The organism is Lactococcus allomyrinae (assembly GCF_003627095.1).
Taxonomy (GTDB): Bacteria; Bacillota; Bacilli; order Lactobacillales; family Streptococcaceae; genus Lactococcus; species Lactococcus allomyrinae.
On record NZ_CP032627.1, the window covers coordinates 465,917 to 482,627 of the forward strand.

Here is a 16,711-nt window from a genome sequence, read left to right on the forward strand (position 1 = left end):
AGGAGAAAAAATGGCAAATTTACTGCATAATCAACAACAAGGTACGAATAAAGCTAATGCTCATATTATTATCGTTGATATTGAGGATTTTTCTGATGAAGAAAAACAATATATAACGAAAAAGTTAGTTGAAATTTGTAAAGGCGCTAGTTCATCTTTTCCTTCTAGCACGGTAGCTAAAAAACTTCTAGAACAATTTAAAAAGGCTACTGATAAAAATAAAAATGGATTGTCAGCAGAATTTTTACAAGCAATCATATTACGAAATCAAGGATTTAGCCAGAAATACCTATTTAGTAATTTGGAAGAAAACTCAGCCAAAAAGGCTTTTGATGGTTTCTATATATTTAATGGAGATAGTTGGATTTTGGAAAGTAAATCGGCATTTACTCAAACTTCACATCAGAATAAGCATAAAACAACGATTGATAGGAGTTACAAAGGTATAGCAGATATGATTTCAGGAAATACTCCAAACGATCCTTGGGAAAATGCTGCAAATCATGTACAAATTGCAGATAATGCTAACAAATCTCTGCTTAAAAAACTTGAAGAGTTAAGTATTGACTATATGAACAATAAATTCCAAAAAATTGATGATTGGAGAATTATTGTTGGATCAACTGTTGTGGCGGATGATATATCTTTAATTGAAAAAGATATTGAAGCAATTCAAAAGTATATAACCAATCATCAAGCTAAAGAAGAGTTAATTGTTGTAGTTAATTATAAAAATATCGAGTTATTATTTGAAGTGTTAGAGGAGATAGCTAATGGTTGATAATGGGAAAAGTATTTTAACAAGGATAAAAAATAACAAAGATGTTAGTGCAAAGCTGATAAATCTGATTTATCTAAAGGAAGTATTATCTGCAAATGATTTAACTTTTCTATATTCTTTTGCATTGCTACTCATTGATGAATACGAAGAAAATAAAACGAAACATTTATTTTTAGATTATGCCTATTATATCATTGCTCGTACTAGTTTAAAGTCTAATAATTACATGGCGCTTTATGATTTTGCTACAAATTATGGGTATTATCCAATATCTCGAAAAATTAGCGAATTGAAATTAATCGAGACACCAACAATTAATCAATGGTTGGCAGAAATTGGAATAGATGATTTTGTTGATGAAAATAAAGTTTTGACTCTTGAACAAAGCAAAATATTTTTAGAAGTGCTTAATGACAATGAAAATTTTACAAGTTTTTTGGCTCCAACTAGTTATGGGAAAAGTGAGATAATTTTTGAACATATAAAAAAGCATAATACTGAAAATGTTATTGCTATCATAACGCCAACAAAAGCGCTAATTGATCAAGTAAGTAGAGAAGCTCGGAAACGAATTACAGATCGTAAGATTATTACACATGATCAAAATTATTCAAATGATGATTTAAGAATTTTGGCGGTTGTTACTCAGGAACGAGCACTGCGACTTGTTGAGGAAGGTGCTATTTTCGATAGACTTTACATTGATGAAGCGCATGAAATATTTTCTTTTGATTTTGGGAAAAAGCAAAGTAATCGAAGTTTATTGTTATCAAGATTGATGAATATTACTTTGCTCCAAAATTCAAATTGTAAGTATATGTATTTATCACCAGTGATTAACAAAGCGCAAAATATCAGTTTTCTTGAAAATCAAACGATAAAGCAACATAAGATATTTAACGATCTAAAATTGTTGAATATCAAATACATTACTCAAGACTATGTACAACAGTATGATTTATATCTTGGTGAATTTATTAAACTTGGAACAGTTACAGATCAATTTGAATATATAAAAATAAACTCCAAAGATAAAAATCTACATTTTTTATATCGTCCGATTCAAATTGAACAATATACTGAAAAATTATATGATTCATTGGAAACTAATATTTCTATTCCAGATGATATTGAAGAGTTAATCCAAGAGCTTAAGATGATAGTACATGAAGATTTTAAAATGGTTAGTTTTTTAAATAAAGGAATAGTATATCTACATGCCAAAATCCCATCCCTAATTAAAAATTATATTCTAAAATTTGTCCGTGAATCAAACTATATAAAACATTTTGTAGCTAACTCTGTTGTTCTTTCAGGCATGAATATGCCAATTGATAATTTGTTTTATATTTCCGGGTACTCAAAGTTGGCAGATTTAAAAAATTTATTTGGTCGAGTTAATCGGTTAAATGAAATATTTTCGCCTCAAAACAAAGATTTATCTCGAATTCTTATTCCAATTAACTTTGTGGATATGCCAGACTTTCCTCAACCTCATGGAAAATTGAGAAATAAAGTAGAAAAATTACGATCAAATTTTGATGATGAAATAAAAAATCCTCTTTTAGAGAATTCAAAAATTGACCCAAATAATCAAAATAATGCAGATGAAATAAAAAATACAGAAAAACAAATTATAGAAAACTATACTAATCCGAAGTTTAAAGAAAAACTGACACTTGCGGGCGCTCAGCAAATTTTGAATTATACTCCCGAAGGTCTTACGAAGTTGGAGAAGAAATTTAACTTATTTACTCAAACCGAAGATGACGATATTTTTAATTTAATCAAAATCATTTTTTTTGATGATTTTTCTGAACATGTTGACTTTAATCCTGAATATAATGCCTATCGTTTACGTAATACTGAAACAATCACTTATTACAAAATGTTTGTTGATGATTTTAGAACGAGAACACTTAATGACAGGATTAATAAAACAGTTAATTATTGGGAGAAGAAAGAGTCGGGATATAAAATCTATGTTGGGGGAAGTTATGGTGAAGAAGTTTTTGATTCTATTCATTATCCTAATAGTTTCAATAAAGTTTATGTGAATTTGACGGCGCACAGAGATGATAGATATTTTCTTAATAATTTAGCAATTGTGAAGCTACAAATTGATGAGGAGTATGTAAGCCATGAAATTAGCTTATTGGTTAATACGCTATTAAAATTTGAAATTATATCTCAAAGTGATTATGATAAGTTTTTTTATGGAACATCTGATTCCAAAGAACTTGAGATATTGCAATTAGGAATTTCAAGAACATTATTTAATAAGTTAAAAGAGGATGGGCAACTTGATAATATCTTCCTTGATGATTATGGTAATGCGAAAGCTTCGGAAAACCTAAAAGAATACATTGGAAATCAGAAAGGAATAGAAAAATTTGAACTGGAACAATATTTTTTATAAGGAGCAGTAAATGACTATGCAATTATTAAATCTTATTCAAGGGGCTGATGTGGAGTGGAAAACCGTTCAAGAAGTTTTCATGTTAAAAAATGGATACACACCAAGTAAATCAAAACCTGAATATTGGGAAAATGGAGATGTCCCATGGTTCCGTATGGAAGATATTCGGATAAACGGTCATATTTTATCTGATGCAATTCAGACCTGTCATCATAGGGGGATAAAAGGACAACTTTTTCCTGCTGGTTCAATTATTATGGCAACGACGGCAACGATTGGCGAGCATGCCATGATTACTGTTGATTACATGAGTAATCAACAGTTCACAAACTTCACAATCAAAGAAGAATATCGAGAATTACTTGATGATAAGTTTGTTTTCTATTATTTCTATGTTCTTGATGATATTGCCAAAAACAATCTTAATCAATCAAGTATGCCAAGTGTCCAAATGGACGCACTCAAAAAAGCAGATTTCCCCATCCCACCCCTCTCCACCCAACAAAAAATCGTCGAAATACTTGACAAAATGACAGATTATGTTACGGAGCTGACGGCGGAGCTGACGTTACGCCAAAAGCAATATTCTTTTTATCGTGATAAGTTGCTGACTTTTTCGGAAGATGAGCCGTTTGAAGTGCGTTGGACGACTTTGGGGGAAGTGGGAGAAGTAACAAAACTTGCAGGGTTTGAATTTACCAAATATGTTGAATACCAGGATGCAGGAAAAATTATTGCACTTCGAGCTTTGAATATCAAAGGGAAATTAGACTTGACAGATGTCAAATATATTGATAATAGTGATTTTTCAAAATTAAAAAGAAGCAAGTTGTTCGCTGGCGATATGATGTTCACTTATGTAGGAACCGTTGGACAAGTTGCATTGATTGATGAAAATAATAAATACTACCTTGCTCCCAATGTTGCCCGCATCAGATTTGATAAGACTCAAGTTTTTCCAGAATTTATGAGATATTATTTTTCATCAAACTTGATAGGAAAGCAAATTGATAGATTTATGCAATCTTCGTCAATGAAGAATTTGACAATGGAGAATATTCGTAAATTTGAATTACCTATTCCTACACTTAAAGAGCAAGAACACATTATATCTATTTTGAATAAATTCGATGCACTTACATCAGATGTACTCATTGGAATTCCAAAAGAGATTGAATTGCGAAGAAAACAATATGAGTATTGGAGAGAACAGTTGTTTAGTTTCAAAGGAGGTAGGAAATGAGTGCTGAGATAAAATTTCGCTTAATTTCTGATTTTATTAAGGAATATAATAAAGAAAATAATGAATATGCTCGTGAAACAAAGAAGAGGAATAAAATGAACAATAAAAATTCGAAAATTAATAATATTGTTCAAATTTGGTATGCATTTAATGGAACGGGGAAGACGCGATTCACGGTTGATTTTGAAGAATATCTCGAAAATAAAAAACTGAGAAAAATTAATAAAGTCAAGAAGCAAGCTAATAGAGAAAGTATAGATACTATTGAAAAAGAGCACCACCTTTTATACTATAATGCTTATACAGAAGATCTTTTTTATTGGAATAATGAAAATCAAGAATATATAATAAGGCAAGAAACAAACTTTCTAAATATAATTGCGAGTGGAGAAAACCCAAGCGCAACAAAGGACATTGAACCAGATTTTGAAAACGAGTTAATTGATTTGTATAAAGAATATACTCAAAGTAAAATTCAACCAAAATTTGATTTTCGAACTAGTAAAGTTATATTTACAATTCCTACAGAGAGAGGCGAGAGAAAGCAAATAAAAATTTCTAGGGGAGAAGAACGAATATTCGTTTGGACTTTATTCTTTGTTATCATGAAGAAAACTCTTGAAAATTTGGAGCAGCCAGATGAAGAACGAGATGAAAATTACCAAAAGTATTCAGATTTAGAGTACATACTAATTGACGATCCGATTTCATCGCTCGATGACAATAATTCTATAATCATGGCTATAAGTTTAGCAGAGCTTATTAAAAAGTACTGCAAGAATGTTAAGTTTATTGTAATGACACACCATACACTATTTTATAGTATTTTAGCATTTGAGTTAAAAAATAAAAAACCAAAAAAACGGTTGCTGATGAAACAAGGTGAGTATTATTCTCTGAAAAATATTGATGAAAAGCCGTTTTCAAACCATATTTTTAATTTACAGGAAATCGGAGAAGATTTAAGATGTGGAAATATATCACAAAAACATTTTGCCATGTTGCGGAGCACATTGGAAAAAACGGCAACGTTTTTGAATTATAATGATTTTCCAGACTTATTGAAAAAGTCTGATAATGAGAGTGCAAAAATGGCTATAAGGACGCTTCACAGCTTGACACATGGAGGGCGTGCGGATATTGATTCAAATTATATTGTAAAAGATGATATAGAAATTTTAAAAAAATTATACAATGAATTGAGGGATTATTATCATTTCAATATAAACGAATTATAAAAAATTGATAGGCTAGTATAGATTTTTCAGCAGGCTTACCAAAAGAAATCGAACTTCGTCAGAAGCAGTATGAGTATTGGCGAGAACAGTTGCTCGAGTTCTGTCATCCTATTTTATATTATATCAAATAGGTCAGCAATTTTGCTGGCTATTTGATATAATATAAAATAGAGAGGTGAGAGATGAAAGACTATCAAAAGTTAAGAGTGTTAAGTTATGAGCATCCTACGGATTTTGAAAAAATTGTTGAAGGACGAAAAAATGCGATTGGGGCAGTGCATACAAGTTTATTTATCCGTCCCTTTGATGAAAAAAAAGAAATTTTACTGAATCAAAAAGAAGAGCTTTTTTATCTTATTTTACAAAAAATCTCATTACTCAAAGACAAAATGAGCGAAAATTCTCGTAAGATTGATAAACTCCTGAGCCAACTTCCTAAGATTGCAAAGGACAATATTTTTTATCATTTGTTGATTGATGAAATTCAAGCAACGAATGATATTGAGGGTGTTCAGAGTACACGTCAAGAAATTCGAGAAGCCATTACTTCGATTCTTGAAAAGTCAAAGGACAAGAAGCGGTTTAAAAGTTTAGTCAATCAGTACATGAATTTTCAAAAATCCGAGTATAGTGAAATCAAGAAAGTTGAGGATATTCGGAGTATTTATGATGCTCTGCTGGATGATGAGATTGAGCAAAGTGATAAGTTAGCAGAAGGGGAACTTTTTCGAACAAAATCAGTGTGGATTGTCGATTCTAAAAACTCGAAAAAAGTACACCAAGGCGTGGAAAGTCAAGAAAATATTATCAAGGCGCTTGATGAACTCGTGAAGTTTATGAACCGACAAGACATCCCTACATTTGAGAAAGCCTTTATCAGCCACTTTGTATTTGAAAATACGCACCCCTTTTATGATGGAAATGGCCGAACAGGGAGATTTATACTCTGCTCCTACTTAGCACGCAAGCTTGATTATCTCTCTGCGATAGGAGTTTCTGGGGCAATATTGGATCATAAAAAAAAGTATTTGAAAGCTTTTCAAGAAGTCTCGAATCGTAGAAATTTTGGAGAGATGACTTTTTTTATCTTGGATTTATTTGAAATTTTGCTCGAATCGCAGGAGAAAATTTTTAAAAATTTAGAGAGAGCTGATAAGCGGTTGGAAAATTCTATTGATGTTTTGAAAAAACTGTCGAAGAATAAGGATGAATTGGCGCTACTTTTTGCACTTTCTCAACAAGAAATTTTTGATATTTCAAATACAGTGACAGACATTGAGTTGACAGAAGTCTTGCAAGTATCGAGACAAAAGGTGGACAAGTTGACGACGGAATTGCGCAATCAGAGCCTGCTGATACAGACTAAGAAAAAGCCGTCGATGCATCAACTGTCAGAGAAAGTCATTTCACAACTTAAAGAAAATTCTATTTTATAAAACATCAAATAGAGTAAGAAAAAATGATCTCTATTTTATAAAATAGGAATAGGAAAATTAAATGTCACAATTAACCGAAACTTTCCCAATCATCGAATCCAATAATTTCATCGTCCTAGACAAATGGACAAAACTTGAGCAAAAAGGAAACTTCCAATCCGAATCAGACCTTGAACGTGAAATGATTTCAGATTTACAATATCAAGGCTATGACTATGCGAATGATTTAGTAACACCAGAAACGTTACTTGAAAATTTGCGTGTGCAACTGGAAGATTTGAATGCTGTTCATTTTTCAGATAGAGAGTGGGAGCGCCTTTTATCAGAGTATCTCAATAAACCAAGTGATGGCATTATCGAATGCACTCGTAAAATTCATGATGACCATGTCTATGACTTTATTTTTGATGATGGACATATTCAAAATATTTATCTATTGGATAAGAAAAATATTGCGCGCAATAAAGTCCAAGTCATCAATCAGATGAAGCAAAGAGGGAGTCATGCGAATCGTTATGACGTGACGATTTTAGTGAATGGTTTACCTTTGGTGCAGATTGAGCTGAAAAAGCGTGGGGTGTCGATACGTGAAGCCTTTAATCAGATTCATCGTTACAGTAAAGAAAGTTTTAACGGAGAAAATTCTCTTTTCAAGTACCTCCAAATTTTTGTGATTTCAAACGGGACAGACACCCGTTATTTTGCTAATACCACCAAACGGGATAAAAATTCCTATGATTTTACCATGAATTGGGCACGTAAAGACAATGAACCGATTAAAGATTTGAAAGATTTTACGGCGACTTTTTTAAGTAAACGGACGCTGCTCAATGTTTTGATGAACTATTCTGTGTTTGATTCGAGTAATACGCTTTTAATCATGCGTCCTTATCAGATTGCAGCAACGGAGCGTATTCTTTGGAAAATCAAGTCCGCTCATGATTCAAAACTAAAAGCAGGGACTGAAACAGGTGGCTATATTTGGCACACCACAGGTTCGGGGAAAACGTTGACCTCGTTTAAAGCTGCCCGTCTTGCGACGGAGCTGGACTTTATTGACAAAGTTTTCTTTGTGGTGGATCGTAAAGACCTCGACTATCAGACGATGAAAGAATATCAACGTTTTTCACCAGATAGTGTGAATGGTTCTGATAGTACAGCTGGTTTGAAGCGAAATATTGAAAAAGTAGACAATAAAATTATTGTCACAACCATTCAAAAGCTCAATAATCTCATGAAAACGACAGAGGCACATGAGATTTATGATAAGCAAGTCGTCTTTATCTTTGATGAATGCCACCGTAGTCAATTTGGTGAAGCACAAAAGAATCTGAAAAAGAAGTTTAAGCATTATTACCAATTTGGCTTCACAGGGACACCAATTTTTCCTGAGAATGCTTTGGGGAGTGAAACCACAGCTTCTGTCTTTGGACGAGAATTACATTCATATGTGATTACGGATGCCATTCGCGACCAAAAAGTTCTAAAATTTATGGTGGATTATAACGATGTTCGTCCGCAGTTTGCAAGGCTAGAAGCTGAAATAGATGAGAAAAAATTATCCGCGGCTGAAAATCGGCAAGCCTTACTTCATCCCACACGAATTCATGAAATTTCAGACTATATTTTAAATCATTTTGCACAAAAAACGCACCGAACAGCAGGAAAAGGGTTTAATGCGATGTTTGCTGTGTCAAGTGTTGAAGCGGCAAAACTTTACTATGAAGAACTCCAAAAATTGCAAGAAAAATCTGAGAAGAAACTGACGATTGCGACCATCTTTTCTTTTGCAGCAAATGAAAACCAAAATGCGATTGGTGATATTGAAGATGAAACTTTTGAACCCACAGCCTTAGATTATAGCGCTAAGGAGTTTTTAACTCGTGCAATTAACGACTATAATAAGAAATTTAACGGTTCTTTTTCTGTCGAGGGGAAGAGTTTTCAAAATTATTATAAGGATTTAGCCAAACGTGTTAAAAACAAAGAGGTGGATTTGCTTCTTGTGGTCGGGATGTTTTTGACAGGTTTTGATGCGCCAACATTAAATACCTTATTTGTGGATAAAAATCTGCAGTATCATGGCTTGATTCAAGCCTTTTCACGGACTAACCGAATTTATGATGCAACAAAATCTTTTGGAAATATTGTGACCTTCCGTGATTTGGAAAGTAAAACAAAAGCGGCGATTACTTTATTTGGAAAATCTCAAACAGCAGAGGTGCTCCTTGAACGCCCCTATAACGAATATATGAATGGCTTTAAAGATGATGAAACTGATGAAGCTAGGCGAGGTTATTTAGAGGTTGTTCATGAGCTAAAAGAGAAATTTCCAGAGCCGGATAAAATTGTTAAGGAAGCAGATAAAAAGCAATTTGTTAAACTCTTCGGTGAATTTTTGAAACTGGATAATATCTTGCAAAACTATGATGAGTTTGCAGGATTGCAGGCTTTACAAGAAATTGATTTATCGGATGAGCAGGCTGTTGAGGAGCTCAAAACAAAATTTTATTTGGATGATGAAAAGATTCAGGAACTTGAACAACTAGAAATTCCAAATGTTCGAGAAATACAAGACTATCGCTCGACTTATAATGATATTCGCGAATGGTACACGAATGAACGACGGAACCAAAAGCAAGAAGAATCAACTGTAGATTGGGATTCGATCACTTTTGAAGTAGAGCTCTTGAAATCCCAAGAAATTAATTTGGACTATATTTTGGAACTTATTTTTGAAACAAATAAAAAGGTTTCGGATAAAGATAAGCTGATTGATGAAATTATACGGACAATCCGCGCAAGCGTTGGAAATCGTGCGAAGGAGAGTCTAATTGTAGATTTTATCCGTCATACAGACATTGATGCGATTAAAAATCGTCCAGAGATTCTTGAGAAGTTTTATTCTTTTGCGCAAAAAGAGCAACAAAAAGAAGTACATGATTTGATTCAAGAAGAAGGGTTAAATCCTGAGAGTGCTATAAGGTATATTCGCGCATCTCTTAAACAAGAATATGCGAGTGAAAATGGCAATGCTCTTAATGAAAGCCTCCCTAAAATGAGCCCTCTCAATCCGGTATATCATACGAAAAAACAAACAGTTTTTGAAAAGATAAGTGCTTTTGTTGAGAAATTTAAGGGAATTGGTGGCAACATATAAAATCTATTTCCGAATTCTGAAATTTAGTGGATATTGAAAGTGATGAACTAGGAAAATGTAGAAGAAAGAGGTCCAAATGACGATACCAAAAGTTATTGAAGAGGTCGGGTTTGATTTTGATTGGGAGCCACAGGAGGTGTGGGCGCTTGATTATCCGACGGAAGTGATGGAATTGCAACGGTTGGCGTGGCATTTTGATTTGCCTTTTTGGAATGATGGGGAAAAGTGGTACGCGCTTAAACCGATTGATGTCGCCAACTTTCCAGAGCAATATGCTAAAGAATACGAGCGGACGATGCAGGCGGATCTTGCTTATCCGATTGACATTATGGAAAATAAGGGGCGATATGTGATTTTGGATGGTTTGCATCGTTTGCTGAAAGCCAAGCTGCTCGGACTGGAAAGGGTAGATGTGCGTGTCATTCCGCGTAGCGAAATTCCAAATTTGAGTAAAAGCTAAATCCGAACAATAAATTTAAAAAGTTCTAGTATTGCCTGCTGGAGCTTTTTATTTCCGAACAAATCATTTAGTATAGAGTTATACTAAATGTGAAATTGGGGATGGAATAGTGTCTGAAAATGCGTATGCAAAATCTGGTGTGGATGTGGAAGCTGGCTATGAGGTGGTTTCGCGGATTAAAAAGCACGTCAAGCGGACGGAGCGTGTAGGTGTGCTGGGCGCGCTGGGGGATTTGGCGGTGCTTTTGACTTGTCGGCGCTGAAGGAATATGACGAGCCTGTGCTGATTTCGGGGACGGATGGCGTTGGGACGAAACTGGTGCTGGCGATTGAAAATGACCGCCACGATACGATTGGGATTGACTGTGTGGCGATGTGCGTGAATGATATTATCGCTGCGGGCGCGGAGCCGTTGTATTTTTTGGATTATATTGCGATTGGCAAGACGAAGCCTGAGAAGCTGGAGCGCGTGATTGCGGGAGTGGCTGAGGGCTGTGTGCAGGCTGGAAGCGCGCTGATTGGCGGCGAAACGGCGGAACATCCTGGCGTGATGCCTGAGGATGACTATGATATTGCGGGATTTGCGGTTGGGATTGCGGAGAAGTCGAAGCTGATTGATGGCGAGAAAAATGTCGTTGCAGGCGATGTGTTGCTGGGCTTGGCTTCATCTGGAATTCACTCGAATGGTTATTCGCTGGTGCGCAAGGTTTTTGCGGATTTTGATTTGAAGGAGACCTTGCCAGAGCTGAACGGCAAAAAGCTGATTGATGAGCTGCTTGAGCCAACGCATATCTACGTTCGCGAGCTTTTGCCTTTGATTAAAGAAAAGAAAATCAAGGGAATTTCTCATATTACTGGCGGTGGCTTTATTGAAAATATTCCGAGAATGTTCGGAAATGGACTTGCTGCGGAGATTGTTGAGGGGAGCTGGGAAGTCTTGCCGATTTTCAAAGCGCTTGAAAAATATGGAAAAATCAAGCACGAAGAAATGTTTGAGATTTTCAATATGGGTCTTGGTATGGTGTTGGCGGTTTCGCCTGAAAATGTGGCAGCAGTGAAGAGTGAGCTTGGTGCTTTTGAGATTGGTAAAATGGTGGAACGGACGGATAAGGCGGTTATAATTAAGTGAAAACTGCGCTTGGTAGCAGCGTAGAAATTTAGGAAAAAATCCGTAGAATTGATGAAATCAATGAGGATTTTTTATCTAATTTCCTAGCTGCTAGCGTAGTTTTCTGGATAGGAGATCAAATGAATATAGCGGTTTTTGCGTCAGGAAATGGTTCTAATTTTCAGGTATTAGCGGAGAAATTTCCAAATAATGTGAAGTTGGCATTTTCTGACCATCATGAGGCTTATGTATTGAAACGTGCGGAAAAGTTGAATGTTCCAGCTGTAAGCTTTGAGTTGAAAGAGTTTATTAATAAAGCGACTTATGAATCAGAGCTGGTTGAGATTTTAGAGCGTGAAAAGATAGATTTGGTTGTACTTGCTGGTTATATGAAGATTATTGGTCCAACTCTGCTGAAGAAGTATGGGGGAAGAATTATCAATATTCATCCATCATTTTTGCCTAATTTTGCAGGTTCACCGCACGCGATCGAAGAAAGCTGGGAAGCCAATCGTGGACTGGGTGTGACGGTGCATTATGTTGATGAGGGTGTGGATACGGGTGATGTGATTGCGCAAGTGACGCTACCTTACCTTGAGAATCTAGCAGAATATGAGCAAAGCGTGCATGAGGTGGAATATCGACTTTATCCTGATGTGATAGAAAAGATGATTTGTAGGTAATCATCACTGTTCAACTCTTAGAAATCATGCTTGAAAGTCACAGTACGTGTTATTTTTGTTGATTATTTGTTTAGGAGCTAAGACTCCAAGAGAAAAAATACACGAGAATTTATTTTTCGCAGATCGAAAGTAGTCTGTTTAAAAGTAAAGATGAGTTATACTAGTTACACTTTAAAATCCAATAGGATTTTATACGTTCGCTCTAAACGAAGATAAAATGGTTAGTAGCAACTGGGGGTGTGTCTTTTGTTTAGAAGCTGAGCAAAGCGGAGATAGAGTGATGGATATCTGTGGTGTGAAATGAACGTAGACTGTCTACAGAATGGTGCACTGAATATATGTCATAGCGCTGTTTCTTTGCCGTGAAGTTATATTGCAACATCAATCCGTTGTTGGCTTCCCAATGGATTAGCTATGGTATAAGTTGCTAGTAGTAGCTGGCTTCTTTTTTGTGAAAATAAAAGCTCTGAAAAGTTTTTTCAGAGTTTTTATACAAGGAAATTCCTACTAGTTCAGCTTTACTACCTTGCACTTATGTAAAGAGTGTGGCTTGTGTGAAACTCAAACTTTTAACTCCTAAGAAGAGTTTTTAGAAGTTAAACAATATTAGAATTTCAGATAGCCTGTATGATAAGAGATTACGCCATCGAGGTCATAAGATTTAATTTTCGAAAGTGAGGCTTCAGCTTTTTCGTTGTCCCAAGTCATGGCTGGATTTGAGCCGTGAAGTTCGTTGTTGTTTGCGATATTTGCGGCATCACCGACGACCATGATTTTGCTGCTGCGAAGGTAGAAACTAGCATGACCTGGGGTGTGTCCTGGTGTGAAGACAGTTTCTATGCCACCGCATAGGTCAAGGACGTCTCCATCACGAAGAAGAGTGTCAACAGGAAGTTGAGCCGTAGCAAAGCCTGTTTTTAGCATATTGTAAAAGGGGAGTTCAGTTGGGGAAAGAGTGTTTTTGCGTTGCTCTAAAGCATCAAGTTTGGTTGGTGTTTTCTTGCCATCAATGAAAGGGGCATCAATTTCATGAGCATAAACTTTGGCTTGAGGGGCAAAGTCGAGAAGTTCACGAGTGCCACCAATGTGGTCAATATCTTGATGAGTTAAGAGAATTTCTGTCAAATCTTTAACATCAAAACCTGCATTTTTGATAGTTTGAGCAATGATTTCACCTGAACTTGGGAGTCCAGCATCAATAAGGATGAGATGGTTATCATTCCATATCAGGGTTGGATAAAGGGTCATGGTTTGCTCACCTCTAGGGATTTTGACTTCGAGCATTTCAACGTTTTCAGCAATTTTCATTTTTTGATTCCTTTCTTGTTCAAATCGTGTATCTTTATTATAAACTAAAAAATAGAGAAAACGTTTTTTGATAAACCATTCGATATTTCCGAACAATAAAAGGAGAAAAAATGGCTTAGAGGTGATTATTCCTTTTTGTTTATTGAAAAATACACTAAAATAGAGGAGCATCCTAAAATTACCCTAGAACTTTGGTTTTTTAGGAAAGATTTACTAGAGTTTATGAAAATGGAGAAAAAAATGCATCCACATTTAAAAGAAGTTTTATTTACTAGAGAAGAAATTGCTGTGCGCGTGAAAGAGTTAGCAGCGGTGATTTCACAGGACTATGCAGGAAAAAATCCACTAGTTGTCGGTATTTTGAAAGGGTCAATCATGTTTACTGTTGATCTGCTCAAGGAGCTTTCGATTGATGCGGAGGTTGATTTTATGGACGTGACGAGCTACGGTTACGGGATTTCTTCATCGGGCGAGGTGAGAATTTTGAAGGATTTATCAACCGTGGCGCATGGACGTGATATTTTGATTGTAGAGGACATCATTGATACAGGAAATACTTTGCTCTATCTGAAAGGCCTGCTTGAAGAGCGGCAGGCGAAATCCGTGAAAATTATTTCATTTTTGGACAAGCCTGCTGGGCGAAAAGTGGCGATTGAAGCAGATTATGTCGGTTTTGAGGTTCCTGATGAATTTATCGTTGGTTATGGGATTGATTATGCGGAACGCTATCGTCAACTGCCTTACATTGGGGTGTTTAATCAGGAATTTTTGATTAAAGACTGAGTTTTTGGTCTGATGATGGTCTGTCAGCACTGACAAGATGAGTGTATATCTTTGTTTTTTGTCAGATGTTGTAAACAAAAATAAAAAATAGCATTTCCGAACAATAAACCTGAAAAGTCTTAGAAATTTACTCTAGGACTTTTTATTCGCGAACAATAAGCTTAAAATAGATTTATAAACTTCTGTCAGTATACTGACAGGCTGTCAGCGCGCTGATAGAGATAAAATAATGTTAAAAGCGAGGATATAAAGTTGTCAAAACGTGCATTAATCAGTGTTTCAGATAAGACGGGGATTGTAGAGTTTGCGGGAGAATTGGTCAAGTTAGGTTGGGAGATTATTTCAACTGGGGGAACAAAAGCGACTTTGGATACTGCAGAAATTCCGAACGTTTCCGTTGACGATGTGACGGGATTTCCTGAGATGATGGACGGTCGCGTGAAAACGCTGCACCCCTTGGTACATGGGGCTTTGCTCGGTCGGCGTGATTTGGCGACACATATGGAAGCCATGCGTGAGCATGACATTCAGCCGATTGATCTTGTGATCGTGAACCTTTATCCTTTCAAGGAAACGCTGCTGGCTGGCGGAAGTTATGAGGAGATGATTGAGAAAATTGACATCGGCGGGCCGTCGATGTTGCGCTCAGCGGCGAAAAATCATGCCTTTGTCACGGTGCTGACAGACCCAACGGACTACGCGCAAGTGCTGTCAGAGCTGACAGAAAATGGCGAAACTTTGTTTGAAACACGTCAGCAGTTGGCGGCAAAAGTTTTTCGGCTGACAGCGAGCTATGATGCGTTGATTGCGGATTATTTGGGTAAGGAAATCCATGTGACAGACCCTGAGCGTACAACATTGACTTATGATGTCAATCAACGCCTGCGTTACGGCGAAAATGAGCATCAGGCGGCGGTCTTTTATCAGACGGCGCTACCAACGAGTTATTCGATTGCGCAGAGTAAACAACTTAACGGAAAAGCGCTTTCTTTCAATAATATTCGTGATGCAGATGCGGCGATTAAAATTGCGCGCGATTTCACAGATGCGCCGACTGTCGTGGCGCTGAAGCACATGAATCCGTGTGGCATTGGCACGGCGGAGACGATTGAGCAGGCTTGGGATTATGCGTTTGAAGCTGACCCTGTCTCGATTTTTGGCGGCATTATCGTGTTGAACCGCGAGGTTGACGCAGCAACGGCTGAAAAAATGCACAAAATTTTCCTTGAAATCATCATTGCACCAAGCTATTCTGATGAAGCCTTAGAAATTTTGACTATGAAGAAGAAAAACTTGCGCTTGTTGCAACTTGATTTTTCGCAAGCCGAAGTCAGTAAAAAAGAAATGGAATATACGGGTGTGCTTGGCGGTTTGCTCGTGCAAAATCAGGATGTCATTGTAGAAACCCCGGCAGAATGGACAGTCGCAACGAAAACTCAGCCCACGGCAACGCAGTTTGAAGCTTTGAAATTTGCATGGAAAGCGGTCAAATTTGTCAAATCAAACGGAATTTTGGTATCCAATGAACATCAGACTTTGGGCGTTGGACCTGGTCAGACCAACCGCGTCGGCTCAGTTAAACTTGCACTTGAAGCTGCTTTTGACAAACCGTCAGCACTGACAGAAAACGCCGTGCTTGCATCAGATGCTTTCTTCCCCTTCGCTGATAACATTGACGAAATCGCAAAATCGGGCGTCAAAGCAATCGTCCAGCCTGGCGGCTCGGTGCGCGACCAAGAGGTCATCGACGCTTGCGATAAGTACGGGATTGCCATGGTGTTTACTGGGGTGAGACATTTTAGACATTGAAATCAACTTACAGCCTGTCAATTTACTGACAGAGCTGTCTTTTTTTGATAAAATATGAGATAGAATATTTTCTAAGAAATGAGAAAGGAACTGAGTTCGCTTTCCTAGGAGCTAGGAAATTAGATAAAATGGAACCCTACACTACGTGCAGAACCTCATTTTCCTATTTCGCCTTTGTTGGCTCCGTTGCCCATTCTCGCTATGGTGCTACGTGCTTCGCATGCCGTTCTACGAACGGTCTCTCTGTCCGTTTGCTTAACTGCTAAAGCAGCAAGAGCAAAAGG

At 36.6% G+C, this 16,711-nt stretch carries 11 protein-coding genes and 1 pseudogene; 11 read left to right on the top strand and 1 reads right to left on the bottom strand.

Annotated elements, in window-relative coordinates:
- Positions 1 to 10 precede the first annotated feature (10 nt).
- The 9 genes and pseudogenes from D7I46_RS02325 (at position 11) to purN (ending at position 12,527) form a co-directional block, all read left to right on the top strand.
- The gene (locus tag D7I46_RS02325; protein WP_120771413.1) at positions 11 to 781 is read left to right on the top strand and encodes a hypothetical protein; all 771 of its coding nucleotides are present in this window, start codon (positions 11 to 13) and stop codon (positions 779 to 781) included.
- Positions 774 to 3,200 (top strand): DEAD/DEAH box helicase, encoded by a 2,427-nt coding sequence (locus D7I46_RS02330; RefSeq protein WP_120771414.1) that lies wholly within the window; start codon positions 774 to 776, stop codon positions 3,198 to 3,200. The genes D7I46_RS02325 and D7I46_RS02330 overlap by 8 nt, the downstream gene beginning before the upstream one ends.
- Positions 3,201 to 3,210: 10 nt before the next feature.
- Complete coding sequence (locus tag D7I46_RS02335) at positions 3,211 to 4,443, top strand: restriction endonuclease subunit S (protein WP_120771415.1); 1,233 nt, start codon at positions 3,211 to 3,213, stop codon at positions 4,441 to 4,443.
- Positions 4,440 to 5,681, top strand: a complete 1,242-nt coding sequence (locus D7I46_RS02340; RefSeq protein WP_120771416.1) for an ATP-binding protein — start codon at positions 4,440 to 4,442, stop codon at positions 5,679 to 5,681. The genes D7I46_RS02335 and D7I46_RS02340 overlap by 4 nt, the downstream gene beginning before the upstream one ends.
- 182 nt (positions 5,682 to 5,863) lie before the next feature.
- Positions 5,864 to 7,117, top strand: coding sequence for a Fic family protein (locus D7I46_RS02345; RefSeq protein ID WP_120771417.1), 1,254 nt, complete (start codon positions 5,864 to 5,866; stop codon positions 7,115 to 7,117).
- 61 nt (positions 7,118 to 7,178) lie between these two features.
- Entirely contained in the window at positions 7,179 to 10,277 is a 3,099-nt protein-coding gene (locus tag D7I46_RS02350) for a type I restriction endonuclease subunit R (protein ID WP_120771418.1), read from the top strand.
- Positions 10,278 to 10,353: 76 nt separating this feature from the next.
- Positions 10,354 to 10,737: a ParB/RepB/Spo0J family partition protein gene (locus D7I46_RS02355; protein ID WP_120771419.1), complete on the top strand. Its 384-nt coding sequence runs from the start codon at positions 10,354 to 10,356 to the stop codon at positions 10,735 to 10,737.
- 106 nt (positions 10,738 to 10,843) lie between these two features.
- Positions 10,844 to 11,865: pseudogene (gene purM, locus D7I46_RS02360) on the top strand (phosphoribosylformylglycinamidine cyclo-ligase).
- 119 nt (positions 11,866 to 11,984) lie between these two features.
- The gene (gene purN, locus D7I46_RS02365) at positions 11,985 to 12,527 is read left to right on the top strand and encodes a phosphoribosylglycinamide formyltransferase (RefSeq protein ID WP_120771420.1); all 543 of its coding nucleotides are present in this window, start codon (positions 11,985 to 11,987) and stop codon (positions 12,525 to 12,527) included.
- Positions 12,528 to 13,133: 606 nt separating this feature from the next.
- On the opposite strand, the gene D7I46_RS02370 is transcribed toward purN, so the two are convergent.
- Positions 13,134 to 13,835 carry an MBL fold metallo-hydrolase gene (locus D7I46_RS02370; RefSeq protein WP_162930818.1) on the bottom strand — a complete coding sequence of 234 codons (702 nt, stop codon included), beginning with the start codon at positions 13,833 to 13,835 and terminating at the stop codon, positions 13,134 to 13,136.
- Positions 13,836 to 14,075: 240 nt separating this feature from the next.
- Here D7I46_RS02370 and hpt point away from each other — a divergent pair, with 240 nt between their 5' ends.
- Together hpt and purH are read left to right on the top strand one after the other, a co-directional pair.
- Positions 14,076 to 14,618, top strand: a complete 543-nt coding sequence (gene hpt, locus D7I46_RS02375; protein WP_120771422.1) for a hypoxanthine phosphoribosyltransferase — start codon at positions 14,076 to 14,078, stop codon at positions 14,616 to 14,618.
- Between the two features lie 252 nt (positions 14,619 to 14,870).
- Positions 14,871 to 16,427: a bifunctional phosphoribosylaminoimidazolecarboxamide formyltransferase/IMP cyclohydrolase gene (gene purH / locus D7I46_RS02380; protein WP_120771423.1), complete on the top strand. Its 1,557-nt coding sequence runs from the start codon at positions 14,871 to 14,873 to the stop codon at positions 16,425 to 16,427.
- Positions 16,428 to 16,711: the final 284 nt, after the last annotated feature.